The organism is Dactylosporangium sucinum (genome assembly GCF_014647515.1).
Classification (GTDB): domain Bacteria; phylum Actinomycetota; class Actinomycetes; order Mycobacteriales; family Micromonosporaceae; genus Dactylosporangium; species Dactylosporangium sucinum.
Window position 1 is genome coordinate 108,855 of record NZ_BMPI01000005.1, and the last position, 25,649, is coordinate 134,503.

A 25,649-nucleotide genomic window follows, 5' to 3' on the forward strand; every position below is an offset into this window, starting at 1 on the left:
GCTGCGCTCGGCTGCGCTCGCCTGCGGCTGTTCGGTTCGTGGCTGGCTGGGCGGTCCATGATCGTGGGAAGCGTCTGGTTGTCGGGGGCGGGCCAGATGGTTCCCACGATCATGGGGTCGGCGGGCGTCGGTGGCTGGTCTGCGAGGGGTCGGGGCGTGGCCGGCGCGCGGCGCCCATGATCGATGGAGCGTTCTGGCTGCCATGGCGACCGGAACTCTCCATCGATCATGAGGAGGCGCCGGACGGAGTCCCGACGTCGTCTCGTGGCCGACCGCCGTCCGCGAAACGGACCCTAGTCCGACATGTCCGTCGGGGCAGCGACGTCCATCCATGGTTGACATATTGAAGGTCACGCATGTCAATCATGGGGAGGAACGTGTCATGCGGAAGCTTGCGCGTGTGGTGGTCGCGGTCGTCGTCGGGCTCGCGACGGCGTTCGTGGTCGCCGAGCCGGCCAGCGCGGCCGTGCCCGTCTGCAACAACTACGTGCAGGACGGCCCGATCAAGGTGCCGGCGTACAACGGTAACGAGCACTGCTGGATGCAGACCGGCCACACCGGCTGGGGCGTCCGGATCCTGCAGATGTCGCTGAACTACTGCTACGGCGACTACCTGCGGTCGATCGGCTTTCCGTACGAGGTCGACGACGACGGTCAGTTCGGGCCGATCACCAAGGAGGCCCTGCGCCAGGTGCAGAAGCTGGAGGACACCCGCGTGCCGTGGGACGTCACGGCCGACGGCGTCTACGGCTGGGTGACGGCGAACAGCATCTTCCACACGACCGGCATCAGCTGGGACTGCTACCGCTTGTGAAACGAGGGCGGCGGGCCATCCACAGTGGACGGCCCGCCGCAACGCAACGGGGAACCCTACGCCTCGATCATCTTGCGCAGGACGTACTGCAGGATGCCGCCGTGGCGGTAGTAGTCCGCCTCGCCGGGGGTGTCGATGCGGACCACCGCGTCGAACTCGACGCCGGTGTCCGTCGTCACCTTGACCGTGCGCGGGGTGCGGCCCTCGTTCAGCTCCTCGACGCCCGTGACCGTGAAGGTCTCGGTGCCGGTCAGGCCCAGCGAGTCGGCCGTCTGGCCCTGCGGGAACTGCAGCGGGAGCACGCCCATGCCGATCAGGTTCGAGCGGTGGATGCGCTCGTAGGACTCGGCGATGACCGTGCGGACGCCCAGCAGGGCGGTGCCCTTGGCGGCCCAGTCGCGGGACGAGCCCGAGCCGTACTCCTTGCCGGCCAGGATCACCAGCGGTACACCGGCCGAAGCGTAGGCGACGGAGGCGTCGTAGATCGTCGCCTGGTCCCCGGTGAGGTGGTTGATCGTCACGCCGCCCTCGGTGCCGGGGGCGAGCTGGTTGCGCAGGCGGATGTTGGCGAAGGTGCCGCGGATCATCACCTCGTGGTTGCCCCGGCGGGAACCGTACGAGTTGAAGTCCTTGCGGTCGACCCCGTGCTCGGCCAGGTACTTGCCGGCGGGGGAGTCGGCCTTGATCGAGCCGGCCGGCGAGATGTGGTCGGTGGTGACCGAGTCGCCGAGCTTGGCCAGCACGCGGGCGCCGCCGATGTCGCTGACCGGGGACGGCGCGGTGGCCATGCCCTCGAAGTACGGGGGCTTGCGGACGTAGGTCGAGTCCGCGGCCCACTCGAAGGTGTCGCCGGTCGGGGTCGGCAGCGAGCGCCACTGGTCGTCGCCGGCGAAGACGTCGGCGTAGCGGGTCGAGAACAGGTCGCTGCCGATGGCGGTCGCGATGGTCTCCTCGATCTCCTTCGGGCTCGGCCAGATGTCGCGCAGGTACACCGGCTGGCCGTCGGAGCCCGTGCCCAGCGGGTCGCTCGTCAGGTCGATGTCCATCGTGCCCGCGAGCGCGTAGGCGACTACCAGCGGCGGCGAGGCCAGGTAGTTCATCTTCACGTCGGGGTTGATGCGGCCCTCGAAGTTGCGGTTGCCGGACAGCACCGAGACGACGGTGAGGTCGTGCTCGTTGACGGCGGCGCTGATCGCCTCCGGCAGCGGGCCGGAGTTGCCGATGCAGGTGGTGCAGCCGTAGCCGACCAGGTTGAAGCCGAGCTTGTCGAGGTACGGGGTGAGGCCGGCCCGGTCGTAGTAGTCGGTGACGACCTTCGAGCCGGGGGCGAGCGTGGACTTGACCCACGGCTTGCGGGTCAGGCCCTTCTCGACGGCGTTGCGGGCAAGCAGGGCCGCGCCGATCATGACCTGCGGGTTGGAGGTGTTGGTGCAGGAGGTGATCGCGGCGATCACGACGGCGCCGTGGTCGAGCTCGAAGTCGTCGACGCGGACCGGCTTCGACGGGCGGCCGTTGGCGCCGCGGGCGGCCGAGACCAGCTCGTGCGGCTTGTCGCCGTTCGCCGAAACCTCGTTGGCGGGCGGGTCGCTGGCCGGGAACGACTCGGCGCTCGCCTCGTCCTGCGGGCCCTCGACGCCGCCGTCGTCGGAGGCGACGTAGCTGCCGAGCGCCGAGCGGAACAGCGGCTTCGCCGACTTCAGCGGCACGCGGTCCTGCGGCCGCTTCGGGCCGGCGAGCGACGGCTCGATCGTGGACAGGTCCAGCTCCAGCCGCTCCGAGTAGTCGGGCTCGGCGGCCGGGTCGTGCCACAGGCCCTGCTCCTTGGCGTAGGCCTCGACGAGCGCCACCTGCGCCTCGTCGCGGCCCGTGAGCTTGAGGTACTTGATGGTCTCGTCGTCGATCGGGAAGATCGCGACGGTCGAGCCGTACTCCGGGCTCATGTTGCCGATGGTCGCCCGGTTGGCGAGCGGCACGGCGCTCACGCCCGGGCCGTAGAACTCGACGAACTTGCCGACCACGCCGTGCTTGCGCAGCATCTCGGTGATGACCAGCACCAGGTCGGTCGCGGTGGTGCCCTCGGGCAGCTCGCCGGAGAGCTTGAACCCGACGACGCGCGGGATGAGCATCGACACCGGCTGGCCGAGCATCGCGGCCTCGGCCTCGATGCCGCCGACACCCCAGCCGACCACGCCCAGGCCGTTGACCATCGTGGTGTGCGAGTCGGTGCCGACCACGGTGTCCGGGTAGGCCTGGCCGCCCCGCGGCATGACCACCCGGGCCAGGTACTCGATGTTCACCTGGTGCACGATGCCGGTGCCCGGCGGGACGACCTTGAACTCGTTGAACGCGGTCTGGCCCCAGCGCAGGAACTGGTAGCGCTCCTTGTTGCGGCCGTACTCCAGCTCCACGTTGCGCTCGAAGGCGTCGGGGCGGCCGAAGAGGTCGGCGATGACCGAGTGGTCGATGACCAGCTCCGCCGGGGCGAGCGGGTTCACCCGGGTCGGGTCGCCGCCCAGCTCGACGACGGCCTCGCGCATGGTGGCCAGGTCGACCACGCACGGCACGCCGGTGAAGTCCTGCATCAGCACGCGGGCCGGGGTGAACTGGATCTCGACGCTGGGCTCGGCGGACGCCTCCCAGGCGCCCAGCGCGCGGATGTGGTCGGCGGTGATGTTCGCGCCGTCCTCGGTGCGCAGCAGGTTCTCCAGCAGGATCTTCAGGCTGTACGGCAGCCGATCGGCGCCCTCGACCTTGCCGATCTTGAAAATCTCGTAGCTGGCGTCGCCGACGCTCAGCTGGCTTCTGGCTCCGAACGTGTCGAGGCTCGCCACGGCGTACTCCTCAAATCAGGCGGGTGTCTCACGGCCAAGTCTTCCCCAGCGGCGGTGTCACGCACCCCGCGGGGCCGGATTTTCAAGAAAACCGTACGTCCGTCTTGTTTTCGGGGCAAGTCCTGTACCAAGCTGTGGGCATGCTGCACCACGTCCAGCTGGCCTGCCCGGCCGGTTCCGAAGACGTCTCCCGCCGGTTCTACGCGGACCTGCTGGGGCTCGCCGAGATCCCGAAGCCGCCGGCGCTCGCGAACCGGGGCGGTTGCTGGTTCCGGGGGTACGGGCTGGAGCTGCACCTCGGCGTCGAGGAGCCGTTCGCCCCGGCCCGCAAGGCGCACCCGGGCATGCTGTGGCCCGATCTCGACGGGCTGGCCGCGCGCCTGGCCGCGGCCGGGCACGAGCTGACCTGGAGCGACGAGCTGCCGGGGTACCGCCGGTTCCACACGTTCGACCCGCACGGCAACCGCCTGGAGTTCCTCACGCCGAAGACGGCGGAGTAGCCCTCCGCAGCGCCGCGACGTAGCCGATCTCGCGGGCCAGCCGCGCCGCCTCCCGCCGGTCGCCGCGGATGCGGTGCAGGTCGGCCAGCACGTACCGGCCCTCGCCGGTCAGGCCGCGCTCCAGCGTTCGCGTCGCGACCTCGGCCGCCTGGCCGACGGCGCCCGTCGCCAGCAGGGCGTCGGCGTGCAGCATGAACAGGCGGGGGCGCCGCCAGGCGTTGTCGCCCAGCGCGGCGAGGCCCTCCTCGATCCGGGCCACGCCCGTCGCCACGCCCGCCGCCGCCTCGGCCCAGCCCAGATGGATCTGGGAGAACGCGCGGTACTCCGGGTTGCCGCCGCGCTCGGCCAGCGACAGGCTGAGCCGCGACACCGAGGCCGCCGTGGCGGGGTCGGCCCGCTCGACGGCCACGATGGCCGCGTAGTGGCTGAGGTACATCCGCTGGAACGCCTCCGGCCGGGGGCGGATCGCGGCCAGGTGCGCCCGCGCGGCCTCCTCGTCGCCCAGCATCGCGCAGATGAGGGCGAGCGGCCCCTGGATGCCCGCGACCGGGTCCCAGTTGACGATCGGGAACAGCGGCAGGTCCTGCGCCGGCAGCGCCTCGACGGCCCGCTCGAACAGCCGGCGCGAGCCCGCCAGGTCGAGGTCGGTCCAGGCGGCGTGGGCCTCGTGCACGTCGGCGACGATCCGCGCCCACGGCTCGGCCCCGCCCGCGGACCGCGCCACCTCGACGGCGCGGTCGTGGTTCCCGGAGGCGGTGTGGAAGGAGGCGTACCCCCACAGCGCGGGCAGGATCGCGATGGTCGGCCGGGTGCGCAGCAGCACCGGCGCCATTCGCGCGAACTGCTCGGCGACCGGCGGCTCCAGGTAGCCGTCGATCGTCTGGTGCAGGTACGCGAGGCGGACCCGCAGGTCGAGCTCCAGCACGTCGCGCTCCTCGGTGACCGGTGCGCGCCCCAGCAGGTCGAGGGCCTCGTCGAGCAGCGCCCGGGCGGCGTCGTGCGCGGTCCGGTCGTACGCCTCGCCGGCCGCGGCGGCCAGCGCCCGCGCGACCTCCAGCGGGCTCACCACCGGCAGGGCGAGCCGCAGGTGGGCCGCCTGCTCGGTCGGCCCCGCCCGGTTCTCCAGCGCCTTCGCCGCCTTGGCGTGCAGGCGGGCGCGGCGCAGCGGGCCCTGGTCGAGGTACGCCGTCTCGCGCACCAGGTCGTGCGAGAACCGCAGCCGTCCGGGGTCGCCCTCGGTGAGGATGCCGCTGACCAGCGCCGTGTCCAGCGTGTCGTACAGGTCGAGCTCGTCGATGCCGGTGAGCTCCCGCAGTACCGTGACGTCGAAATCGCGACCGAGAACAGACGCGACGGCGAGGACCGCGTTCGCCTGGTCGGGCAGCCGGGCCAGCCGCCGGCGCACGACCTCCTGCACGCGCACCGGCACCCGGTCGCGCGCCGCCGCGGGGTCGAGCGCGTGCTCGGCGGCCAGCACCTGGAGCAGCTCGACGAGGAAGAACGGGTTGCCGCCGGTCCGGTCGACCAGCACCTCGACCGTCTCGTCCGGCACCGCGGCCCCGGCCGCCCGCCGGGCCAGCTCGGCCACCTCCGTGCTCCGCAGTCCTTCGAGCGGCAGGTGTACCGCATGTGCCTGCGCGACCAGCTCGCCCAGCGCCTTGGCGAAGGGCGCCTCGGCGGCGAGCTCGGCCTCCCGGTACCCGACGGCGACGAGCACCGGGCCGGCCGGGTCGGCGATCATGGTCAGCAGGACGGTCGACGGCCCGTCGAGCCAGTGCGCGTCGTCGACGACGACGACCACGCGCCGCCGCTCGGCGAGCCGGCGGAGGCCGTCGACCAGCCCCCGGTACAGGCGGGAGCGGGCGAGCTCGGCGTCGGCCAGCCGCTCGGGGGCGGGCAGCGGCAGCCGCTCGGCGAGCGTGGGGTCGAGGACGGCGGGCAGATTGCCGTGCGGCGCGAAGGCGTCGGCGAGCCCCTGCTGGTCGTCGGCCGCGAGCCCGCGGAGGATCTGCGCCCACGGCAGGAAGACGGGCGGCGGCACTCCGTCGACCCCGTTCCCGACCCCGACGGCGGCGCCTTCCTCGGCGGCTCGCCGGGCGAGGTGGCGCAGGAGGGCGGACTTGCCGATGCCGGGGCTGCCCGAGATGAGCAGCAGCGATCCGCGCGGGGGACCTTCGAGGATCCGCTCGACGGCGGCGAGCTCGGCTTCTCGCCCCACGAGTTCGCTGCCTCGTTCCGAGATTTCCGGAACATCCGGCAGGCGCGGCTTGGGGCGGGCGGGACGCTTCGTCGCCGACAGGCCCTTGTGCAGCGCCTCGGCGAGGTCCTGGAGCGCGGGGCCGGGCTCGATGCCCAGCTCCTCCAGGAGTCGCGTGCGGGCGCGGCCGTAGGTGGCCAGGGCGTCGGCGCGGCGGCCCGTGCGGTACAACGCGAGCATGAGCTGGCCCCAGACCCGTTCGCGATAGGGCGCCTCGGCCAGGATCGACTCGCTGGCGAAGATCACCTCCGCCGGGCGGTCGAGGGCGAGCAGGGCGGCGCTGCGCTCCTCGATCGCCGAGAAGCGCAGCTCCTGCAGGCGGGAGCGCTCGGCCCGGGCCAGCGGCGAGTCGCCCAGCTCGGGCAGGGGGTCGCCGCGCCACAGGTCCAGGGCCGTGGTCAGGTGCTGGACGGTCTGCTCCGAGGGGCCGGCCGATCGGGCGGCGGCCACCGCGGCGGCGAACCGGGACGCGTCGACGGCCTCGTGCGGTACCGCCAGGAAGTACCCCGGCGCCCGGCTCACCAGGACCGCCGAGCGATCCCGGCTCGTGCGGCCCGGCTCGAGCGCGCGACGCAGGCGGGAGACGTACGCCTGCAGCGACGCCGTCGCGCGCTCGGGGGGCTCGTCGGCCCACAGCTCCTCGACCAGGCGCTGGACGGAGACCGTGCGGCCGGGCTGCGCGGCCAGCATGGCCAGGACCGCGCGCTGCTTCGGGGTGCCGAGGTCGACCGGGGCGCCGTCGCCGGTGACCACCTCGAGCGGGCCCAGGATGCGGAACTCCATCCGGCGCCCACCCCTTCACCTACAGGTCCACGGCCTCCAGGCCGTTCGCCACCGGCTGGAACCCGGCTTCGCGAAGAATGCCGGGAATGTCCGAGTCGGCCGCCGGTGGCGCCGCCACGAGCGTACGGGCCGAGGTCGACCGCAGGGCATCCACCAGGGCGATCAGCAACTGAACGGCGCGGTCCCGGCGGCCGGGCGGCGTCGCGAAGAAGACCAGTCGGACGGAGTCGCCGTCCAGGCGAACGGCCGCCAGCGCCCCGGGCGGCTGATCGTCCTCACCGGCGGGGTCCACGAGCTCCCACCACTCCAGCGCCGGCTCGTCCAACGGCGAGTTCTTCCACTCCGCCAGGACACGCCGGGTCACGGCGTCCCGTCCCGCCGGCACCCGCCGGATCAGCATCAGTGCGTTCACGGTGAACAGCATCCGTCGCGCCGCTTGCAAACGGCTTGCCTCTGCGGCCTTCGGTCGCCCGTCGGACAAACGGCGCCGCCCGCTCCCCGGGGGTTGCGGGCGGCGCCTGTGCTGCTAGAAGCCGAACTCGGACACCAGGAGCGCCCGCGCGATGGTGTGGGCGGTCACGTTGAACCCGACCACGTTGGGGCTCGAGTTCGGGTCCAGGTCGAGGGACTCGACGTCGAGCGCGTGCACGGCGAAGAAGTACCGGTGCGGGGCGTCCGACTTCGGCGGCGCGGCGCCCCCGAAGTCGCGGCTGCCGTAGTCGTTCTTGAGGTGGACCGCCTCGTCGGGCAGCCCGTCCTTGTCGCCGGTGCCCGCTCCGCTCGGCAGTTCGGTGACGCCGACGGGCAGGTTGACGACGAGCCAGTGCCAGAACCCGCCGCCCGTCGGGGCGTCCGGGTCGTAGCACGTCAGCGCGAAGCTCTTCGTCTCCGCCGGAAAGCCCGACCAGGCGAGATGCGGGGAGGAGTTCCCCCGCTCGTACACCTGGGCGTCCGGCAGCGTCCCGCCATCGGTCAGGTCTTCGCTGGTCAGCGTGAACGCCGGCACCGCGGGCAGGAAGTCGTAGGGTGACGGCGGGCGCGGACGGTCAGACATGCGTTCTCCTCGCGATGTGCTGTGCTGTCTCCGGAATCCTCTTACCCAACGATCGTGCGCTTCAAGTCGCACGCTGTTTTCTCGCGCCTTCGGCCCGGCGCCAGACAAATTTGTCCCTCTTACCCGCGTTTGGGTGCTTTGTGGGCGTAGCGGGACGGGCTACCCCTCGTCCCGCGCGTGGCGCCCGTCGCGGGTCGCCGTGATCGCCGCGCTTGCCCAGACGTTGGTCGATCCACCCTCACCAGATCGACCAACGTCTGTGGGTGGCGAGGGTAGATCGACCGACGTTTGTGGGGGGACGGCGCCGTCAGAGCGGGGCCGCGGACATCGGGAGGCGGGACATCGCCTGGCTCAGCAGCCACGTCAGCGCCTGCTGGTGCACCGGCCCCCCGGTGCGCAGCTCCAGCCGCACCACCGTCCGCCCCCGGCGGGCCACCGCCCAGGCGCCCGAGGTGTACGCCTCGTCGCCGACGCCCGGGACGACCAGGCCGCCGCGGTGGACGCGGATCGCCAGCTCCGACGCCGCCGTGCCGCTCGCCGTCGTCACCACGAGCGACGACCCGGCAGCGGTCTGATACGCCGCGACCGCCATCGCGCCCACCGCCATCGCGCGGCCCGTGTCCTGCAAGGCGGCCGGGGCGCCCAGGACGCGGGTGACCTCGTCCGTCGTGAGCAGGCGGCCCGGGTACACCTCGGGCTCGTGCATCGCCGCCGCCACGGCCAGGCCCTGCAGCCCGGACGACATCTCCCGCAGGATCAGCTTCTCGGTGTCCTCGTCGTGGACCGCGGCCGCGGCCGCCGCGCGGGCCCGCCCCTGCTGCTCGACCTGCAGCGTCAGCACCCGGCGGGTCCACCGGCGGGCCGTCAGCGTGACGACGTCGCCGGGGCGGGTCCGGCCGGCCAGGGGCGACGGGCAGGCCCACGCCACCGCGCGGTCCTCGCGCCCCTCGTCGACGGCCAGGTAGTGCAGCCAGGGCACGGTGTTGTCGCCGCTGGTCGTCGACTTCCACACCTCCACCCAGAGCACCTCGCCCCGCACGGTGACCGGCGTGGCCAGGTCGACGACGACGCCGATGAGCGAGTAGCCGGCGTACACCAGCGGCGCCACGACGAGGACCTGCAGCACGAACGTCACCGGGCCCGGGGCGAGGTCCCGGACGAAGTGCCCGTACTGGACCAGGAGTGTCACCACCGCCAGCGCGCCGACGGCCTTCAGGACCAGGCGGAGCGCCTTCTGGCCGTACCGTGGGAAAAACCGCGGATAGCGCACCCGCACCCGCCGCCAGGTCCCCCCGAACGACGACCACACCTTGCCCCGGTTGCCCATGCCGAGGTCGATGACGGCGCTGCACACGCGCGTGGCGCCCACCGCGTCACCGTAGGAGAGGTAGCGATCCCACACCGTGACCGCCGCGGGCGGCAGGTCGGCGAAGCTCTCGTGCGCGCGCAGGTAGCGCTTGAGGCCGAGCCAGCGCGCCGCGACCTCGCGGCCGAGCGTCGTGTCGCGCTCGCCGCGGGACTTCGCGGCGAAGAACCCGAGCGCGAACCACACGAAGAAGATCGGCGCGACCCAGGCGCCGTCGTCGGACGTGGGGTCCCGCTCGCTGTGCAGGTAGACCGCCAGGCCGGCGGCGATCGACGGCACCGCGGCGATGATGGTCAGCGCGGCCACGATGGCGGGGGAGAAGCGCCGCCGCGACAGGCCCCGCGACCGCGCGTCGGCGACGATGGCCGCGTTGAGCCGCTTCGTCCAGCTCGTGGCCTCGGCCGGGTCACGGAACGTGAGCGCGGTGAGCGGCACGGTGCCGCCGACGGCGAGCCGCCGCACGCGTTCGAAGATCATGGTCTCGTACCGGTTCAGCCCGCTCGGCCGCTCCTCGCGCACGTGCACCGTGGTCTGGAGCGGGTCGTTGCCCGGCTGGCGGAACTCCAGCACGCGCCGCGCCGCGAGGTCGATGAACGTCGACTCGGCGGCGTCCTCGGTCAGCTCCCAGCGCCCGGTGATCATGCTGACCACGGCCGGCGGCTCGGCGCCGCCGAAGTCCTGCGTCGGGGGCGCCGCCGCGATCGGGCGCGGACGGGTGTACAGCAGCGCGCCCCAGAACGCGAGAAACCACAGCCCGAGCCCGGCGGCGCCGATCCCGAGCTCGACCAGCAGGGCCGGGGACACGTCAGAACCGGACGTTGACGTCGGCGCGCTCGGCGCCGGTCGCCTCGAAGTACGGCTGGATCCGGAACCCGCCGATCCCGGCGACGATGTTCGTCGGCAGGGTCTGGATGCGCTGGTTGTAGGTCTGGATCGCGCTGTTGTAGAACTGCCGGGCGTACGCGATCTTCTCCTCGGTCGCCGCCAGCTCGGCCTGCAGCTGCAGGAAGCCCTGGTTGGCCTTCAGGTCCGGGTAGGCCTCGGCCAGCGCGAACAGCCGCCCGAGCGCCTGGGTCAGCATGCCCTCGGCCTCGGCCTGGCGGCCCAGGCCCTGCGGCGCCGCGTGCACCGCGACGTTGCGGGCGGTGACGACCGCCTCGAGCGTCGAGCGCTCGTGCGCGGCGTAGCCCTTGACGGTCTCGACCAGGTTCGGGATCAGCGAGTGGCGCCGCTTGAGCTGCACGTCGATCTGCGCCCACGACGCCTCGACCTGGTTGCGGGCCTTGACCAGCGAGTTGTAGGCGGACACGGCCCAGAGCAGCAGCGCGACGACGAGCACGACGCCGACGCCGAGCACGATGAGAGCTGTCATGGCCGCATGGTGACGCGTGTGAGCTCGACCATGCGGCCAGTGTCGTGGATCTGACCGTACCTAAGGCAAACGCGGACCGGCCTCGCGCTGAGCGGCGAGCCACGTCTCGACGTCGGCGGCGCTGCGGGGCAGGCCGTCGGACAGGTTGCGCGCGCCCGTCGGGGTCACCAGGACGTCGTCCTCGATCCGCACGCCGATGCCGCGCAGCTCGGCCGGCACCAGCTCGTCCTCCGGCTGGAAGTAGAGCCCCGGCTCGACGGTCAGCACATAGCCGGCCTCGACCGTGCCCTCCTTGTAGCGCTCCTTGCGGGCCGAGGCGCAGTCGTGCACGTCCAGGCCCAGCATGTGACCGAAGCCGTGCAGCGTCCACCGACGGTACAGGATGGCCGACCGGTCCATCGCCTCCTCGACGCTGACCGGGAGCACGCCCAGGTCCTTGAGGCCCTCGGCGAGCACCCGCATGCACGTCTGGTGGATGTCGTCGAACGCGACCCCCGGCCGGATCAGGTCGATGCCGGCCTGCTGGGAGCGGTGGACGATGTCGTACACCTGGCGCTGCAGCGGCGTGAACGTCCCCGACACCGGCACCGTGCGCGTCACGTCGGCGGTGTAGAGGTTGCGGTTCTCCACGCCCATGTCCATGAGCAGCAGGTCACCCGGGACGGTCCGGCCGTCGTTGCGCATCCAGTGCAGGATCGCCGCGTGGGCGCCGTTGCCGACGATCGAGCCGTAGCCGACCGCGTTGCCGTCGTGCCGCGCCCGCAGGCCGAACACGCCCTCGACGAGCCGCTCGCTCACCGACCGGTCGGCCGGCAGGATCCGGGCCACGTCCTCGAAGCCGCGCACGGTCGCGTCGATCGCGTCCTGCAGCTGCTCCACCTCCCAGGCGTCCTTCACCAGGCGCAGCTCGGAGAGCACCTGGGCCAGCTCCTGGTCGCGCTCGGGCGCGCCGGTGCGCACCTGCGCGTCGACGAACGGGTCGTAGCCGCGCAGGACCCGGGTGCGGCCGGGCGCACACCCGTCGAGCGCGGCCGGCAGCTCGTCGAGGTGCGCGGTGCCCAGCTGCAGCTCGGTCGCCTTCTCGGCGAGCGTGTGCCGGCGGCCGATCCACAGCTCCCCGTAGTTGCGGTCGCGGAAGAACTCGTCGGTGTCGCGCGGGGATCGCGGCCGCAGGTACAGCGTCGCCTCGTGGCCGCCCTCCGTCGGGCGCATCAGCAGCACCGCATCCGGATCGTGCTCACCGGTGAGCCATGCGTGGTCGGAACCGGGCCGGAACGGGTGGTTGGTGTCGTTGCAGCGCACCTTGTCCACGCCGGTCGGGACGACCAGCGTCTCGCCCGGGAACGCGGCCGACAGGTCGGCGCGCCGCTTCGCGTGGTTGGGGGCCTCCGTCCGCGGCGCCGCGTCGAGCCCCGAGTCACGCCAGCCGGTCCGCATGAAGTCGACGAACCGCTCCGGAAAATCCGGGTCGTGTGACTGCTGACCTGCGTCGTTCATCGTGCTCCCTGCCCTCATCGCCGCTGATTCGTGCTCCACCTGCGACCGTACCGCGTGCGAGGATGCAGGCTATGGCGGGACTGCTCACGTTCGTCAGCGCGCGGGGAGACGCGGCGACGCACCGGGATGCGGTCGAGGACGCCCTGGGGCTGCTGCGCCACCGTGGCCCGGACGACCGCCGGGTGGTGGCGACCGACGAGGTCGTGTTCGCCGTGCACCGGCTGGCCGTGACCGACAGCATCGGCGGCGCCCAGCCGCTGTCGTACCCGCCACTGGGCGTGACCGCCGGGCGGTACCTCATCGCGTTCGACGGCGCCGTGCACAACGCCGCCGAGCTGCGCGCCGAGCTCATCGAGCAGCGGGACGCGCGGTTCGTCACCGGGTCGGAGGCGGAGGTGATCGTCGCCGCCTACCACCACTGGGGGCCGAGCGCGGTCAACCGGTTCCGCGGCATGTTCGCGTTCGTGATCTGGGACTCGTCGGCCCGCCGGGCGTTCGGGGCGCGCGACCCCTACGGCATCAAGCCGCTGTACCAGCTGAGCCGGCCCGAGGGCGTGTACCTCGCCAGCGAGAAGAAGGCCCTGCTGCCGTTCGTCGCGGACCCCTCTCGGGTGGATACGGCCAACCTGCAGCACTACCTGACGATGCAGTACGTGCCGGAGCCGGCGACCATGCACCCGGACGTGCGCCGGCTCGGGGCGGGGGAGTCGTTCGTCTACACGCCGGGCGGCCCGCTGGCCAACCGCCGCTACAGCCAGCTCGAGTTCCGCCCGTCCCCGGCCGGTGACGAGGAGGCTCTGGTACAGCGGATCACCGTGGCCCTGCGCGACAGCGTCCACGCGAGCTTGAAGGCCGACGCGCCCGTCGGCGCCTTCCTGTCCAGCGGCATCGACTCGACCGCGATCGTCGCCCTGGCCGCCGAGGTCGACCCGCACCTGCGCACCTACACGGTCGGCTACGACGACGAGCAGTTCTCCGAGATCGCCGTGGCCGAGCAGTCCGCCCGGGTGCTCGGCGTGCCGCTCACCGCAACCGTCGTGACGCCCGCCGACTTCATGCAGGCGCTGCCGCGCATCGTCTGGCACCTCGACGACCCGGTCGCCGACCCCGCCCTGGTGCCGCTGTACTTCCTGGCCGAGCGGGCCGCCCGCGACGTCACCGTGGTCCTCGGCGGCGACGGCGCCGACGAGCTGTTCGGCGGCTACCCGATCTACCGCGAGCCGCTCTCCCTGGCCACGGTCAGCCACCTCCCCGACTCCATGCAGCGCGGCCTGCGCGCCGTCGCGCGGGTCATCCCGCAGGGCATGAAGGGCAAGAGCTTCCTGGAGCGCGGCACGACGCCGATCGAGGAGCGGTACTACGGCAACGCGCGCATCTTCACCGACGAGGAGAAGGCCGCGCTGCTGCGCCACTATGAGCCGGACATCCGGCACACCGACGTCACCGGGCCGGTCTTCAAGGAGGCGAGCGCCCTCGACGACGTGACGACCATGCAGTACATCGACCTCTACACCTGGCTCCGGGGCGACATCCTGGTCAAGGCCGACCGGATGACCATGGCCCACTCGCTGCAGCTGCGCACCCCGTTCCTCGACCGGGCCGTGTTCGAGGTCGCGGCCACCCTGCCGAGTGAGCTCAAGGTGCCCCCGCGCTCCCACGAGACGAAGGCCGCGCTGCGCCGCGCCCTGGCCGGCGTGGTCCCCGCCGCCATCGCGAGCCGGAAGAAGCTGGGCTTCCCGGTGCCGATCCGGCCGTGGCTGCGCGGCGAGATGTACGACTGGGCCCACGGCCTGCTCGACACCTCCGGCGCCGGCGACCTGCTGGACCTCGACGTGGTCCGCGGCCTGCTGCGCGCGCACCGGAAGAAGGAGGCCGACCACAGCCGCAAGCTGTGGACCGTGCTGGTCTTCTGCGTCTGGCACGCGGTGTTCGTGACGCGCACGCTGCGTCCGGGCCCGGGTTATTTCGCTGGTGAGGATGATCAGGATCCCCGTCATCGGGCGCAATTGCACCTACCGTGAGCGGCGATGCTGCTCAAGTTCCGCGTCCAGAACTACCGCTCCGTCCGCGACATCCAGGAGATCACCCTGCTCGCCGACGGCGGTTTCTCCGGCTTCTCCGTATCCCTGGCCCACGGCGGCGCGATCCGCGTCTCGCCGCTCGTGGGCGTGTTCGGCGCGAACGCCAGCGGCAAGTCCACGGTCCTGCGCGCCCTGGCCACGCTGCGCTCGCTCGCGGCCGCCGGGAGCGATGCCCGGGAGGTCACCCGGCGGTTCGAGCCGTTCCAGCTCGATCCGGCGGCCCGCATCCTGCCCACCCGGTTCGAGATCGAGTTCATCCTGGACGGCATCCGCTACGTCTACGGCTGCGCGTACAAAACGGGCGAAATCGCGGCAGAGTGGCTCCATGCCCACGACCAGCTCCGCCGCCGGGTGTGGTTCGAGCGCGACCGCACGGGTGTGCGCAGCCTGCCCCAGGCGCGATTGGACGCGTTGTGTACCGCGCTCGACCCGACGACCACACTGCTCGCCCTCGGCGCCGACGCCGAGGACCCCGGCCTGGCCCCCATCGCCCGCTGGCTGGCGGGCATCCGCCAGGTGCGCATCGCCGCCGGCGCCCGCCTGGTCGGCGGCCTCGACCACCTGGCCTCCCGCTGGTCCGACCAGCTGACCCTGCTGCTGACCCGGGCCGACCTGGGCATCGCGGGCGTCGACACCAGCGCCTCGACGGTCCGGCTCGTGCACGAGGGCCGGACCGGGCCGCAGCCCCTGGGCTCGTACGTCGAGTCGGACGGCACGATCGCCTGGCTCGACCTGCTCGCCGAGCTGCTGCCGGCCCTGGACAACGGCGGCGTGCTCCTGGTCGACGACCTCGACGCCATCCTGCACCCCGGCCTGGCGGCCGAGGCGCTGCGCCTGCTCCGCGATCGGGACCTGAACCAGGCCCGCGCGCAGCTCGTGTTCACGGCCCGCGCAATACCGCCCGCCAGCGAGGGGGCGGAGGTGCTGGAGCCGTCGCAGTGCTGGTTCACGGTCAAGGGCCCGGACGGGGCGACGTCGTTCGTGCGCTCCGCGGGCCCGCCGGGGCTGAGCCCGGGGGAGCTGGCCCGAGAGTTGTGGCTGGCCAAGCACCGCCCGGCGCGGTGATGGCCGGCTGCGCCGGCCGCTGTGTTGCTCCGCTGTTTCCCGCCCTCCGCTCTCCCCGTCTCTCTGATTCCGCTTTTCCCGGTTCCCCACGCTTTTCGGCTTTCCGTGGACCTTGGCGCGGCGGCTTGTGGCTGGCCAAGCGGTGACCGGCACCGTGATACTGGCCCGGTGACGGGTTACGCGGTGGTGCTCGGTGAGGCGTTGGTCGATCTGCTCGAGGAGCCGTCGGGAGACTCGGTGATCTACCGCCCCGCGGTGGGCGGCGCCCCGTTCAACGTCGCGGTCGGCATCGCCCGCCTGGGTGCCCCGGCCCGGTTCCTCGGCTCCTTCGGCGACGACCCGTGGGGCGCCCGCCTGCTGGCCTACCTCTCCTCGGTCGGCGTGGGCACGGCGGCCGCGGTGACGGTCCCGGGCGTCGCGACCACGCTGGCGGTGACGACGTTCGAGGGCCACGAGCCCTCGTTCCGCTTCTACGGCGACTCGTACGCCCGCTACGACGCGCCCGACATCGACACCGATCTCATCGCGGGTGCCGGCCTCCTGTACTGCGGCTCGATGGCCCTCCTCTCCCCACCGGTCCTGGCCGCGGCCCGCCGGGCCTGGTCGGTGCCGGGCCCCGTCCGCGTCTTCGACCCGAACGTCCGCCCGATCGTGGGCCTGAACCCGGACGTGGTGGCCGAGTTCGCCACCACGGCCGACCTGGTGAAGCTCTCGTCGGCCGATGCGCTGGCCCTGTGGGGCGAGTCTCCGGAGTCGGCCGCCGGCCGCCTGCTGGACCTGGGCGCCGGCGCGGTCGTGGTGACGATCGGCAGCGCGGGCGCCCTGGTGGCATCGACCGCCGGCACGGTACGCGTCCCGCCCGCCCGCATCACCCCGGTCGACGCGACCGGCGCCGGCGACGCCACGATGGCGGGGCTGTCCTGGGGCATCCTGACCCAGGGCCTGCCGGCCGACCTGGGCAGCTGGGCGGTACTCACCCGGGTCGCCGTCCACGTGGCCGGCCTGGTCTGCGAGTCCCGCGGCGGCGCCGTCTCGATGCCGACGCTGCCCGATCTCCGCGCCCGCTTCGTAGACCTGGCCGTGTAGCCGCGTCGCTTGCCCCGCTCTCCTCGCTGCTGGGTCCCGCCTCGGACCGGACCGCTCTCCTTTCTGCTGGGTCCCGCCTCGGGCCGGACCACTCGCCGAGGTGGAGTCCCGTTCGTAAACTGGCTGGTGTGACCCCGGGCCAGCTCGACCGCCACCTGTTGACGAGCAAGCTGACGGCCGCAGCCATTGCCCTGGTCCTCGTCGCCCTCCGGGTGACGTACGAGTTCGCCGTCACCCCGCAGAACACCCCGCTCTGGCTGGCGATAGCCCTCCTCCTGGCCCCGATCGTCATCCTGGCCGCCGCCTTCATCGCCTTCGGCATAGCGTTCCGGTCGGTGGCGCACCCGCTGGCCCTCCGGATCCGGGAGAACGCCTTCGTGGCCCCCGGCTCCCCGGTCTGGCAGGGCCGGATGGCCATGGGCTGGGCGCTGCTGGGCACCCTGTTCCTGGAGAGCGACCCGGCCCTGCCGCTGGGCGTGCGCATCGCCATCAACGCGGTCGCCGCCCTGATCATCGCCGCGGCCGCCGTCCCCCTCCTGCGCGGCCCGCGCATCATCGTCAGCCCGTCAGGCCTGACCATCCGCGCCGGCGGCCGCCGCAAGGTGACGTGGGACGAACTGGTCCGAGTCCCGGCGGCCCCGCTCCCGCTGACCGTGCGCTCCCCGAAGCTCGCCCTCAGCATCCGCCGCCCCGGCCACCCGGACCCCGGCTGGCTCCTGATCCCGCTCGAACTCCTGGCCGTCGAGCCGGTCTTCCTGGGCACGGTCGTCGAGCACTACGTCGAACACCCGGCCAACCGCCCGGCCATCGGCACCCCGGAGGAGTACACCCGAGTCACCGGCCAGCCCACCACTCCCTGACCGCCGGACTCGTGCCGCGCGCCGCCGGTTGCCGGCACCGCGCGGCACCTCCTCGTGTGCGCGTTGAACCCCGGTCAGGACACGGCTACAGCCAGAACGTGTCGTGCTCCAACATGAACGCGGCGCGCTCCTCGTCGGTCAGCTTGCCCAGGTCGGGCAGCCCTTCGAAGTACGCCTCCCGCGGTGCCCCGGGCGCGAAGTGCAACAACATCGAGGCCGGCTCGCCGGACTCGTTCCGGAAGCCATGCACCCCACCCTCCGGAACGTGCACGAAGTCGCCGGGCACCGTGTCGATCCACCGCTCGCCGTCGTAGATCCGGATCGTCCCACGCAGGATGTAGAACGACTCCGAGATCGACCGGTGGAAGTGCGGTTCGGGCCCGCTCGGCTGCGGTCCCATCTCCCAGCGGTACAACCCGAACTGCCCGTGTGTCGTGGCCCCGGTCGCCAGGTAGTGCACCGTGTTGCCGTTGGCATAGGTCCACTCGGGCGGCGCGTCGGCCGGTCGGTAGGTGGCGCTCTGTTCCCCGGACTCCCCGAGATACCGGGGTGGCGGATAGGACATACGCTCACAATACGCTCCGAACCTTCCGGGCCGCGGCCACGACGTTGGCCAGCGCCGCCTCCACCTGCTCGTACGTCCGCGTCTTCAGCCCGCAGTCCGGGTTCACCCACAGCCGCTCGGCCGGCACGTGCCGCAGCGCGTTCCGCAGTCGCGCCGTCACCTCGGCGACGTCCGGGATGCGCGGCGAGTGGATGTCGTACACCCCCGGCCCGAGCCCTCGCCCGAACCCCTGCACCGCCGTCCCCGACCGCGCCGACTCGATGCTCGTGACGTCGGCGTCGAGCGCGTCGATCGCCGCCAGCACCTCGTCGGCGTTGCTGTAGCACAGATGCGTGTGGATCTGCGTCGCGTCGCCGGCGCCCCCGGTCGCCCACCGGTACGCCGCCACGGCCCACTCCAGGTAGCCCGCCTGCTCCTCCCGCCGCAGCGGCAGCAGCTCCCGCAACGCCGGCTCGTCGACCTGGATCACCCGGATGCCGGCGGCTTCGAGGTCCTGCACCTCGGCGCGCACCGCCTCGGCGACCTGCATCGTCACGTCCCGCAGCGGCAGGTCGTCGCGCACGAAGCTCCAGGCCACGATCGTCACCGGCCCGGTCAGCATGCCCTTGACGGGCTTGTCGGTGAGCGACTGCGCATACCGCGCCCACCGCACCGTGATCGGCGCGCTCCGCCGGACGTCGCCGTGCAGGATCGGCGGCCGCGTGCACCGCGACCCGTACGACTGCACCCACCCGTTGCGCGTCACCGCGAACCCGTCGAGGTGCTCCGCGAAGTACTGCACCATGTCGTTGCGCTCCGGCTCGCCGTGCACGAGCACGTCGATCCCGAGCCGCTCCTGCACCTCGACGACCCGCCGGATCTCCGCCCGCACCAGCTCCTCGTACTCCGCCTCGCCCCGCGCCCCGGCCGCCACCTCCCGCCGCGCCGCCCGCAGCGCCCCCGTCTGCGGGAACGAGCCGATGGTCGTCACCGGCAGGACCGGCAGTCCCAGGTCGCGCTGCGCCAACGCCCTGACCTCGTACGGACTCCGCTCCGCGCGCCCGTTCCGCTCCGTAGGCACCCCGCCTTCCCGGCGGTTGAGCAGCTCGACCCGCAGCTCGTGCACGCCCGGCGAGCCCCCCACCGCCGCGGCGACCGGAACCGGCCCCGGCTTCGGCCCGAGCCGCGCCAGCTCGACCACCTCCGCGACCTTCTCCTCCGCGAACGCCAGCCGCCCCGGCAGCACGTCCTCCCCTCGCAGCGAGTACGGCACGTGCAGCAGCGAGCACGACGTGCTCACGCTGGTGGCGTTCGCCCCGGCGAGCAGCGCCCGCGCCGAGTCCGCGTCGGTGCGCCACACCTCGCGCCCGGACACGACCCCGCCGACGACCGTCTTGCCCCGCAGGAGGTCGACGTTCGCCGGCACCCCGTGCGTCAGGTCCAGCGCGACCGCCTCGACGGCCGTGACCGCGAGCGCCGGCAGCGCGTCGGCGATGTCCCCGAAGTACGACGCCACCAGCAGCCGCGGCCGCCGCCCGTGCCCCGCCAGCCTCCGGTACGCATGCCGGACCGCCGGCGACCCACCGTCGGTGACCAGCACCGGCTCGTCCAGCTGCACCCAGGCGACCCCCTCGTCGGCGAGCGCGGTCAGCAGCCGCACGTACACGTCGAGCAGGTCGTCCAGCCGGTCGATCGGCGCGAACCCGGCGGGCGAGCCGGGCGCCGCCTGCGCCAGCCGCAGGAACGTCACCGGTCCCACGACAACCGGCCGGGTCTCGTACCCCAGCTCGCGCGCCTCCCGCACCTCGCCCAGTGGCTTGTCGGCCACCAGCCGGAACCGCGTCCTCGGCCCGATCTCCGGCACGAGGTAGTGGTAGTTGGTGTCGAACCACTTCGTCATCCGCAGCGGCGCGACCCCGTCGGCCCCACGCGCCATCGCGAAGTACGGCTCGGAGCGCTCCCGGAAGCGGTCCGGCACCGCGTCGACGAGCACCGCGGTGTCGAGCACCTGGTCGTACTCCGAGAACGTGTTCGACGGCAGCCCGTCCAGCCCGAGCTGCGCCAGCCGATGCCAGGTGTCCGCGCGCAGCGCCCGCCCGACGCGGTCGAGCCCGGCGCGGTCGATCCGGCCGTCCCAGTACCCCTCCAGCGCGTGCTTCAGCTCACGATCGGGCCCGACGCGCGGGTAGCCGAGGACGGTCGAAGCAGGAAAGTCATCAGTCACGCAGCGCATCCTGGGTGTCGCACCTCCTCCCGTGCCCGATCGATAAGCGGCACCAATAGCCGCCGTCGTGCCCGATACTCGGCTGATGGTCGACGCCCCGCCGCTGCGCGACATCGCGTGCTTCGCGCTGGTCGCCCGCCACCGCTCGTTCTCCCGGGCGGCGGCCGGGCTGGGCATGTCCCAGCCGGCGGTCAGCCAGGCGGTGGCCCGCCTGGAGCGCACGCTTGGCCTTCGGCTCTTCGACCGCACCAGCCGCGACGTCCAGCTCACCGACGCCGGCCGTGCCCTGCTGCAGCACGCCGAGGCCGTGCTCGACCAGGCCGCCGCGTTCACGGCCGAGGCCGCCCGTCTCGCGGTGCCGTCCACGCCGGGCATTCGGCTCGCTTATGCCCCGCTGGTCGGTGGCTTCGCCGCGCGGGTCGCCCGCCGCCTGGCGGCCCGGAAGCCGCCGGTCGACGTCGAGCTCCGCCCGGCCGGCTGGCAGGCGGCCACCCACGAGCTGACCCACGGCCTGTCCTCGGCTGCATTGATGAACACCCCGTTCCCCGCTGGTTGCGCGAGCTCCGCCCGCTTCCACGTCCCACTGACCCACCTGGCCGTGCCGTCCGCCGACCCGCTGTCCTCCGCGGCCCGCGTCTCGCTCGCCCAGGTGCCGAGCCTGCTGCTGCCCCGCGGCCTCCGCCCCGTCCTGACCGGTTCTCCGACGACGGCCTGCGGGCCGCTGCGGCTGGCGCCGGAGGCGGTCGACGACCCCCTGGCGGCGATCGACCTGGTGGCGGCCGGGCGCGGCGCCCTGCCGGTGGCGCAACTGGTCGTCGACACCGTCCGGCGCCCAGATGTCCGATTCGTGCCGCTGGTCGACACCGGCCTGCGCCTGACGTTCGGACTGGTGTGGCCGCCCGAGCGACCGAGCGAGGACCTGATGGCGCTGGTCCAGGCCACGCAGGAGGTGCTGCGGCGCTAGCGCGGCGGCCCGTGACGGTTGCTTCCCGCGCCGGTCGCGGCGCCGTGGCGGTGGAAGCGTGGTGTCCTCGCGCGCACGCCAGGTAAGGTTGTTCACCCGTGACTACCGTCGAGCGCCCCCGCAAGCCCATCCGGACATACCACCCGCGCCGGGGGCGGCTCAGTGGTCGGCACTTCGACGCGCTCCACCGCCTGGCCGACGCGTTCGCGTTCGCCCCCGGCGACCCCGTCGACGTCCTGGAGATCGGCTCCGGCATGGGAGAGGCGACGGTCGAAATGGCCGCGGCCGATCCCGCCCGCCGATACCTGGCCGTCGAGATCCACACGCCCGGGGTCGCCAACCTGCTCTCGCTCATCGAGCAGCACGGCCTGACCAACCTGCGGGTCGTCAGCGTCGACGCGCTCGAACTGCTGCGCACCGACATCCCTCTCGAAAGTCTCGACGCCGTGCATGTGTTCTTCCCCGACCCGTGGCCGAAGGCCAGGCACCACAAGCGCCGCCTGATCCAGCCGGGCCACGTGGCGCTCCTCCGTGACCGGCTCCGCCCGGGCGGCGTGCTGCACTGCGCGACCGACGACGCCGGGTACGCCGAGGCGATGCTGGAGACGCTGACCGCCGACCCGCGGCTGCGCAACCTCCACGACGGCTTCGCACCGCGCCCGCCCCACCGCCCGCTCACGAAGTTCGAGCAGCGCGCCATCCGCGACGGCCGTCCGTCGTTCGACCTGATGTACGTGAAGTCGTGAGCGCCCTCGCGAGCCGCGTCCCGCGCGGCGGCGACCCCGACGCCGTCTTCGACGCCTTCGCCGCCTGGGCCAAGGAGCAGGGCCTCAGCCTGTATCCGCACCAGGAAGAGGCGCTCATCGAGATCGTCTCGGGCGCGAACGTCATCCTGAACACGCCCACCGGCTCCGGCAAGAGCCTCGTGGCGGCCGGCGCCCACTTCGCCGCGCTCGCCGACGACCGCACCACCTTCTACACCGCGCCCATCAAGGCGCTCGTCTCCGAGAAGTTCTTCGCCCTGGTCGAGATGTTCGGCGCCGAGAACGTCGGCATGCTCACCGGCGACGCCAGCGTCAACGCCGACGCGCCGATCATCTGCTGCACGGCCGAGATCCTCGCCAACATCGCGCTGCGCGACGGCGCCGAGGCCGACGTCGGCATCGTCGTCATGGACGAGTTCCACTTCTACGCCGACCCGGACCGCGGCTGGGCGTGGCAGGTGCCGCTCATCGAGCTGCCGCAGGCGCAGTTCGTGCTCATGTCCGCGACCCTCGGCGACGTCAGCCGCTTCGAGGACGACCTGACCCGCCGGACCGGCAGGCCCACCGCCGTGGTGAAGAACGCCGAGCGGCCGGTGCCGCTCATGTTCACCTACTCGATGGACCCGCTGCACGAGACGATCGAGGAGCTGCTGAGCACCCGGCAGGCGCCGGTCTACATCGTGCACTTCACGCAGGCCGCCGCCCTGGAGCGCGCGCAGGCCCTGATGAGCATCAACGTGTCGACGCGGGCCGAGAAGGACATGATCGCCGAGGCGATCGGCAACTTCCGCTTCACCGCCGGCTTCGGCAAGACGCTGTCGCGGCTGGTGCGCCACGGGATCGGCGTGCACCACGCCGGCATGCTGCCGAAATACCGCCGGCTCGTCGAAACCCTCGCCCAGGCCGGCCTGCTCAAGGTGATCTGCGGCACCGACACGCTCGGCGTCGGCATCAACGTGCCGATCCGCACGGTGCTCTTCACCGCCCTGTCGAAGTACGACGGGCAGAAGACCCGCCTCCTGTACGCCCGCGAGTTCCACCAGATCGCGGGCCGGGCCGGCCGCGCCGGCTTCGACACGATCGGCACGGTGGTGGTGCAGGCGCCGGAGCACGTCATCGACAACGAGCGCGCGCTGGCGAAGGCGGGCGACGACCCGAAGAAGCGGCGCAAGGTGGTGCGCAAGAAGCCGCCGGAGGGATCGATCGGCTGGGGCCGGCCGACCTTCGAGCGACTGGTCGAGGCCGAGCCCGAGCCGCTCAGGTCCAGCTTCCAGGTCTCGCACGCGATGCTGCTCAACGTGATCAGCCGGCCGGGCGACGCCTTCCGGGCGATGCGGCACCTGCTCACCGAGAACCACGAGGATGCCCACTCCCAGCGCCGGCTCATCCGCCGGGCCATCGCCATCTACCGGGCGCTGCTCGCCGGCGGCGTGGTCGAGCAGCTCGACGAGCCCGACGAGGAGGGCCGCCGCGTGCGGCTCACCGTCGACCTGCAGATGGACTTCGCGCTGAACCAGCCGCTGTCCCCGTTCGCCCTGGCCGCGATCGAGCTCCTCGACCGCGAGGCGCCGGCCTACGCCCTCGACGTGCTCTCGGTCATCGAGTCCACATTGGACGACCCGCGGCAGGTCCTGTCGGCGCAGCAGTTCAAGGCCCGCGGCGAGGCGGTCGCGGCGATGAAGGCCGACGGCATCGAATACGAGGAGCGGCTGGAGCTGCTCGACTCGGTCACCCACCCGAAGCCGCTCGCGGACCTGCTCGACAGCGCCTACAACCTGTACAAGCAGGGGCACCCGTGGGTCGCCGACTACCAGCTCTCGCCGAAGTCCGTGGTCCGCGACATGTACGAGCGGGCGATGACCTTCGTCGAATACGTCAGCTTCTACAGCCTCTCGCGATCCGAGGGCCTGGTCCTGCGATACCTCGCCGACGCCTTCAAGGCGCTGCGCCAGACGGTGCCGGAGGACGCGCGCACCGAGGAGCTCACCGACGTCATCGAGTGGCTGGGGGAGCTGGTGCGCCAGGTCGACTCCAGCCTCATCGACGAGTGGGAGCGCCTGCGCAACCCCACCGACGAACGGCCGGTCGTGGTCGACGACCGCCCACCGGCCGTCACGCGCAACCTGCGCGCCTTCCGGGTGCTGGTCCGCAACGCGCTGTTCCGCCGGGTGGAGCTCGCGGCGCTGCGCCGCTACGACGAACTGGGCGAGCTGGACGGCGAGCACGGGTTCACCTCCGATGCTTGGCAGGATGCGATCGAGGACTACTTCGAGGAGTACGACAGCCTCGGCGTGGGCCCGGACGCCCGCGGCCCGGCGCTGCTGGTGATCGACCAGAAGCCGGAGCGCTGGCACGTCCGCCAGATCTTCGACGACCCGGCCGGCGACCGTGACTGGGCGATCGTCGCCGAGGTGGATCTGGCCGAGTCGGACGCGCTCGGCGCCGCTGCTGTGCGCGTCGTGTCGGTCGGTCCGGCCTGAGGCCGGCGGTCAGGCGGTGGCGCCTCGCAGCGCCGCCAGAAACCGGCCGGGCTGGGTGAACGCCGCGAAGTGGCTCGCGTCCTCGATGAGGACCAGCGACTTGTGCGGCGCCTCGACCTCGGCGAAGTAGTCGACCGCCGGCTCGGTCAGGGTCACGACGTCACGCGCGCCCTGGAACAGGTGGAACGGGATCTCGAACCGCGTGCCGAGCGATCGGGCGTCGAACGCCATGAACTGCTCGAACATCGCGTCGCGGACCTTGCCGAAACCCTGCAGCCAGGCCATGACGTCGCCCAGTGAGTAGTCGGGCTTGGTGAGCAGCAGCGGGAACAGCAGCTTGAACACGGCGTTGGGTGTGGTCGGGTCGGTGGCCATGCTCCACTGCATCCGCCGGCCCCAGGCCGCGACGTCCCACCCGCGTGGGTCGTCGTCGAGCGCCTCCAGGGCGGCCACGCCCCGCTTGTTGCCGGCGGCGCGGAGCCGCGCGAGGGTGTCCCGGCGCCCCTCGCGCTCGTTGGCGACCATGTCGACGTAGAAGTCGGTGCCCACGTAGGCGCTGAACAGGTCCGGGCGGCGCTGTGCCATCGGCAGGCCCACGATGGTGCCCATCGAGCCGGCCATCAGCACGATCTTGTCCTTGTCCAGGTGGCGGCGGAGCCACTCGGCGACCTCGATGCCGTCCTCGACCATCCGCTCGAAGGTCAGCTCGCCGGCCGGCGGCCAGCCGTTGCGGCGCAGCGTGCGGCCACAGCCCCGGCGGTCCCAGTGCACGACCGTGAAGTGCCGCTCCCACTCGCGCAGGAGCGCCGTGAACACGGAATAGGGCGAGCCCGGGCCGCCGTGCACGACCAGCAGGACCGGGTTGGCCCGGTCCTCGCCGCGGATCTGCAGCCACTGGTCGACCCCGCCGATCGTGACGTAGCGGCTTTCGGCGATGCCGTGCACGCCGTCGATGCGCGCCTCCACGGCGCGGCGGTGCTTGCGAACGGCCCGGTAGGCGAGGGGAGCGGCGGCGGTGGCGGCAGCGGCGGTCGCGACGGATGCGGCGATGAACATGACGTCCTCCGAGGGGATGGCTGCGGTGCGTTGGGCCGACTGTACGAGATT

General features: G+C 72.5%; 19 protein-coding genes. 9 read left to right on the forward strand and 10 right to left on the reverse strand.

What is annotated here, in order from left to right; translation table 11 throughout:
* Nucleotides 1-382: 382 nt before the first annotated feature.
* Nucleotides 383-814 (forward strand): peptidoglycan-binding domain-containing protein, encoded by a 432-nt coding sequence (locus IEZ31_RS06290; protein ID WP_190248779.1) that lies wholly within the window; start codon nt 383-385, stop codon nt 812-814.
* Between the two features lie 56 nt (nt 815-870).
* Here IEZ31_RS06290 and acnA read toward each other — a convergent pair whose 3' ends face one another.
* Nucleotides 871-3,645, reverse strand: coding sequence for an aconitate hydratase AcnA (gene acnA, locus IEZ31_RS06295; RefSeq protein ID WP_190248780.1), 2,775 nt, complete (start codon nt 3,643-3,645; stop codon nt 871-873).
* Between the two features lie 140 nt (nt 3,646-3,785).
* On the opposite strand from acnA, the gene IEZ31_RS06300 reads away from it, so the two are divergent.
* A complete protein-coding gene (locus IEZ31_RS06300) occupies nt 3,786-4,145 on the forward strand; it encodes a VOC family protein (RefSeq protein ID WP_190248781.1) in 360 nt (119 codons plus the stop codon).
* Here IEZ31_RS06300 and IEZ31_RS06305 read toward each other — a convergent pair.
* The 6 genes from IEZ31_RS06305 to IEZ31_RS06330 all read right to left on the reverse strand — a co-directional run bounded on the left by IEZ31_RS06305 (nt 4,123) and on the right by IEZ31_RS06330 (nt 12,474).
* On the reverse strand, nt 4,123-7,185 hold the full coding sequence (locus tag IEZ31_RS06305; protein ID WP_190248782.1) for an ATP-binding protein: 3,063 nt from the start codon (nt 7,183-7,185) through the stop codon (nt 4,123-4,125). The two genes, IEZ31_RS06300 and IEZ31_RS06305, sit on opposite strands and share 23 nt — an antisense overlap.
* A gap of 19 nt (nt 7,186-7,204) precedes the next feature.
* The gene (locus IEZ31_RS06310; RefSeq protein WP_190248783.1) at nt 7,205-7,597 is read right to left on the reverse strand and encodes a hypothetical protein; all 393 of its coding nucleotides are present in this window, start codon (nt 7,595-7,597) and stop codon (nt 7,205-7,207) included.
* 114 nt (nt 7,598-7,711) lie between these two features.
* Nucleotides 7,712-8,239: a YbhB/YbcL family Raf kinase inhibitor-like protein gene (locus tag IEZ31_RS06315; protein WP_190248784.1), complete on the reverse strand. Its 528-nt coding sequence runs from the start codon at nt 8,237-8,239 to the stop codon at nt 7,712-7,714.
* Nucleotides 8,240-8,546: 307 nt separating this feature from the next.
* Nucleotides 8,547-10,409, reverse strand: a complete 1,863-nt coding sequence (locus tag IEZ31_RS06320) for a DUF2207 family protein (RefSeq protein ID WP_190248785.1) — start codon at nt 10,407-10,409, stop codon at nt 8,547-8,549.
* Between the two features lies 1 nt (nt 10,410).
* Nucleotides 10,411-10,977 carry a LemA family protein gene (locus IEZ31_RS06325; protein WP_190248786.1) on the reverse strand — a complete coding sequence of 189 codons (567 nt, stop codon included), beginning with the start codon at nt 10,975-10,977 and terminating at the stop codon, nt 10,411-10,413.
* 60 nt (nt 10,978-11,037) lie between these two features.
* Nucleotides 11,038-12,474, reverse strand: a complete 1,437-nt coding sequence (locus IEZ31_RS06330; RefSeq protein ID WP_229834314.1) for an aminopeptidase P family protein — start codon at nt 12,472-12,474, stop codon at nt 11,038-11,040.
* A gap of 71 nt (nt 12,475-12,545) precedes the next feature.
* Here IEZ31_RS06330 and asnB point away from each other — a divergent pair, with 71 nt between their 5' ends.
* The 4 genes from asnB (at nt 12,546) to IEZ31_RS06350 (ending at nt 17,566) form a co-directional block, all read left to right on the forward strand.
* Entirely contained in the window at nt 12,546-14,495 is a 1,950-nt protein-coding gene (gene asnB, locus IEZ31_RS06335) for an asparagine synthase (glutamine-hydrolyzing) (RefSeq protein ID WP_190248788.1), read from the forward strand.
* A 6-nt stretch (nt 14,496-14,501) separates the two neighbouring features.
* Entirely contained in the window at nt 14,502-15,620 is a 1,119-nt protein-coding gene (locus IEZ31_RS06340) for an AAA family ATPase (protein WP_190248789.1), read from the forward strand.
* 168 nt (nt 15,621-15,788) lie between these two features.
* Nucleotides 15,789-16,706, forward strand: a complete 918-nt coding sequence (locus IEZ31_RS06345; protein ID WP_190248790.1) for a carbohydrate kinase family protein — start codon at nt 15,789-15,791, stop codon at nt 16,704-16,706.
* A 128-nt stretch (nt 16,707-16,834) separates the two neighbouring features.
* Nucleotides 16,835-17,566, forward strand: a complete 732-nt coding sequence (locus IEZ31_RS06350) for a hypothetical protein (protein WP_190248791.1) — start codon at nt 16,835-16,837, stop codon at nt 17,564-17,566.
* A gap of 85 nt (nt 17,567-17,651) precedes the next feature.
* Here IEZ31_RS06350 and IEZ31_RS06355 read toward each other — a convergent pair whose 3' ends face one another.
* Complete coding sequence (locus IEZ31_RS06355; protein ID WP_190248792.1) at nt 17,652-18,131, reverse strand: cupin domain-containing protein; 480 nt, start codon at nt 18,129-18,131, stop codon at nt 17,652-17,654.
* Between the two features lie 4 nt (nt 18,132-18,135).
* Nucleotides 18,136-20,334, reverse strand: coding sequence for a 5-methyltetrahydropteroyltriglutamate--homocysteine S-methyltransferase (gene metE / locus IEZ31_RS06360; RefSeq protein WP_229834316.1), 2,199 nt, complete (start codon nt 20,332-20,334; stop codon nt 18,136-18,138).
* An 85-nt stretch (nt 20,335-20,419) separates the two neighbouring features.
* Between metE and IEZ31_RS06365 the strand changes: the two genes are divergently transcribed.
* From IEZ31_RS06365 to IEZ31_RS06375, 3 genes are all read left to right on the forward strand, one after another.
* Nucleotides 20,420-21,298 carry a LysR family transcriptional regulator gene (locus IEZ31_RS06365; RefSeq protein WP_190248794.1) on the forward strand — a complete coding sequence of 293 codons (879 nt, stop codon included), beginning with the start codon at nt 20,420-20,422 and terminating at the stop codon, nt 21,296-21,298.
* A gap of 98 nt (nt 21,299-21,396) precedes the next feature.
* Entirely contained in the window at nt 21,397-22,044 is a 648-nt protein-coding gene (gene trmB / locus IEZ31_RS06370; RefSeq protein WP_190248795.1) for a tRNA (guanosine(46)-N7)-methyltransferase TrmB, read from the forward strand.
* The gene (locus tag IEZ31_RS06375) at nt 22,041-24,542 is read left to right on the forward strand and encodes a DEAD/DEAH box helicase (RefSeq protein ID WP_190248796.1); all 2,502 of its coding nucleotides are present in this window, start codon (nt 22,041-22,043) and stop codon (nt 24,540-24,542) included. Before trmB ends, IEZ31_RS06375 begins: the two co-directional genes overlap by 4 nt.
* 9 nt (nt 24,543-24,551) lie before the next feature.
* On the opposite strand, the gene IEZ31_RS06380 is transcribed toward IEZ31_RS06375, so the two are convergent.
* Nucleotides 24,552-25,598: an alpha/beta fold hydrolase gene (locus tag IEZ31_RS06380; RefSeq protein WP_190248797.1), complete on the reverse strand. Its 1,047-nt coding sequence runs from the start codon at nt 25,596-25,598 to the stop codon at nt 24,552-24,554.
* Nucleotides 25,599-25,649: the final 51 nt, after the last annotated feature.

Coding starts and splice junctions, on each gene's coding strand:
- IEZ31_RS06290 (WP_190248779.1), top strand. CDS start 383: ATGCGGAAGCTTGCGCGTGTGGTGGTCGCGGTCGTCGTCGGGCTCGCG.
- IEZ31_RS06300 (WP_190248781.1), top strand. CDS start 3,786: ATGCTGCACCACGTCCAGCTGGCCTGCCCGGCCGGTTCCGAAGACGTC.
- IEZ31_RS06305 (WP_190248782.1), bottom strand. CDS start 7,185: ATGGAGTTCCGCATCCTGGGCCCGCTCGAGGTGGTCACCGGCGACGGC.
- IEZ31_RS06315 (WP_190248784.1), bottom strand. CDS start 8,239: ATGTCTGACCGTCCGCGCCCGCCGTCACCCTACGACTTCCTGCCCGCG.
- IEZ31_RS06325 (WP_190248786.1), bottom strand. CDS start 10,977: ATGACAGCTCTCATCGTGCTCGGCGTCGGCGTCGTGCTCGTCGTCGCG.
- IEZ31_RS06330 (WP_229834314.1), bottom strand. CDS start 12,474: ATGAACGACGCAGGTCAGCAGTCACACGACCCGGATTTTCCGGAGCGG.
- asnB (WP_190248788.1), top strand. CDS start 12,546: ATGGCGGGACTGCTCACGTTCGTCAGCGCGCGGGGAGACGCGGCGACG.
- IEZ31_RS06340 (WP_190248789.1), top strand. CDS start 14,502: ATGCTGCTCAAGTTCCGCGTCCAGAACTACCGCTCCGTCCGCGACATC.
- IEZ31_RS06355 (WP_190248792.1), bottom strand. CDS start 18,131: ATGTCCTATCCGCCACCCCGGTATCTCGGGGAGTCCGGGGAACAGAGC.
- IEZ31_RS06365 (WP_190248794.1), top strand. CDS start 20,420: ATGGTCGACGCCCCGCCGCTGCGCGACATCGCGTGCTTCGCGCTGGTC.
- IEZ31_RS06380 (WP_190248797.1), bottom strand. CDS start 25,598: ATGTTCATCGCCGCATCCGTCGCGACCGCCGCTGCCGCCACCGCCGCC.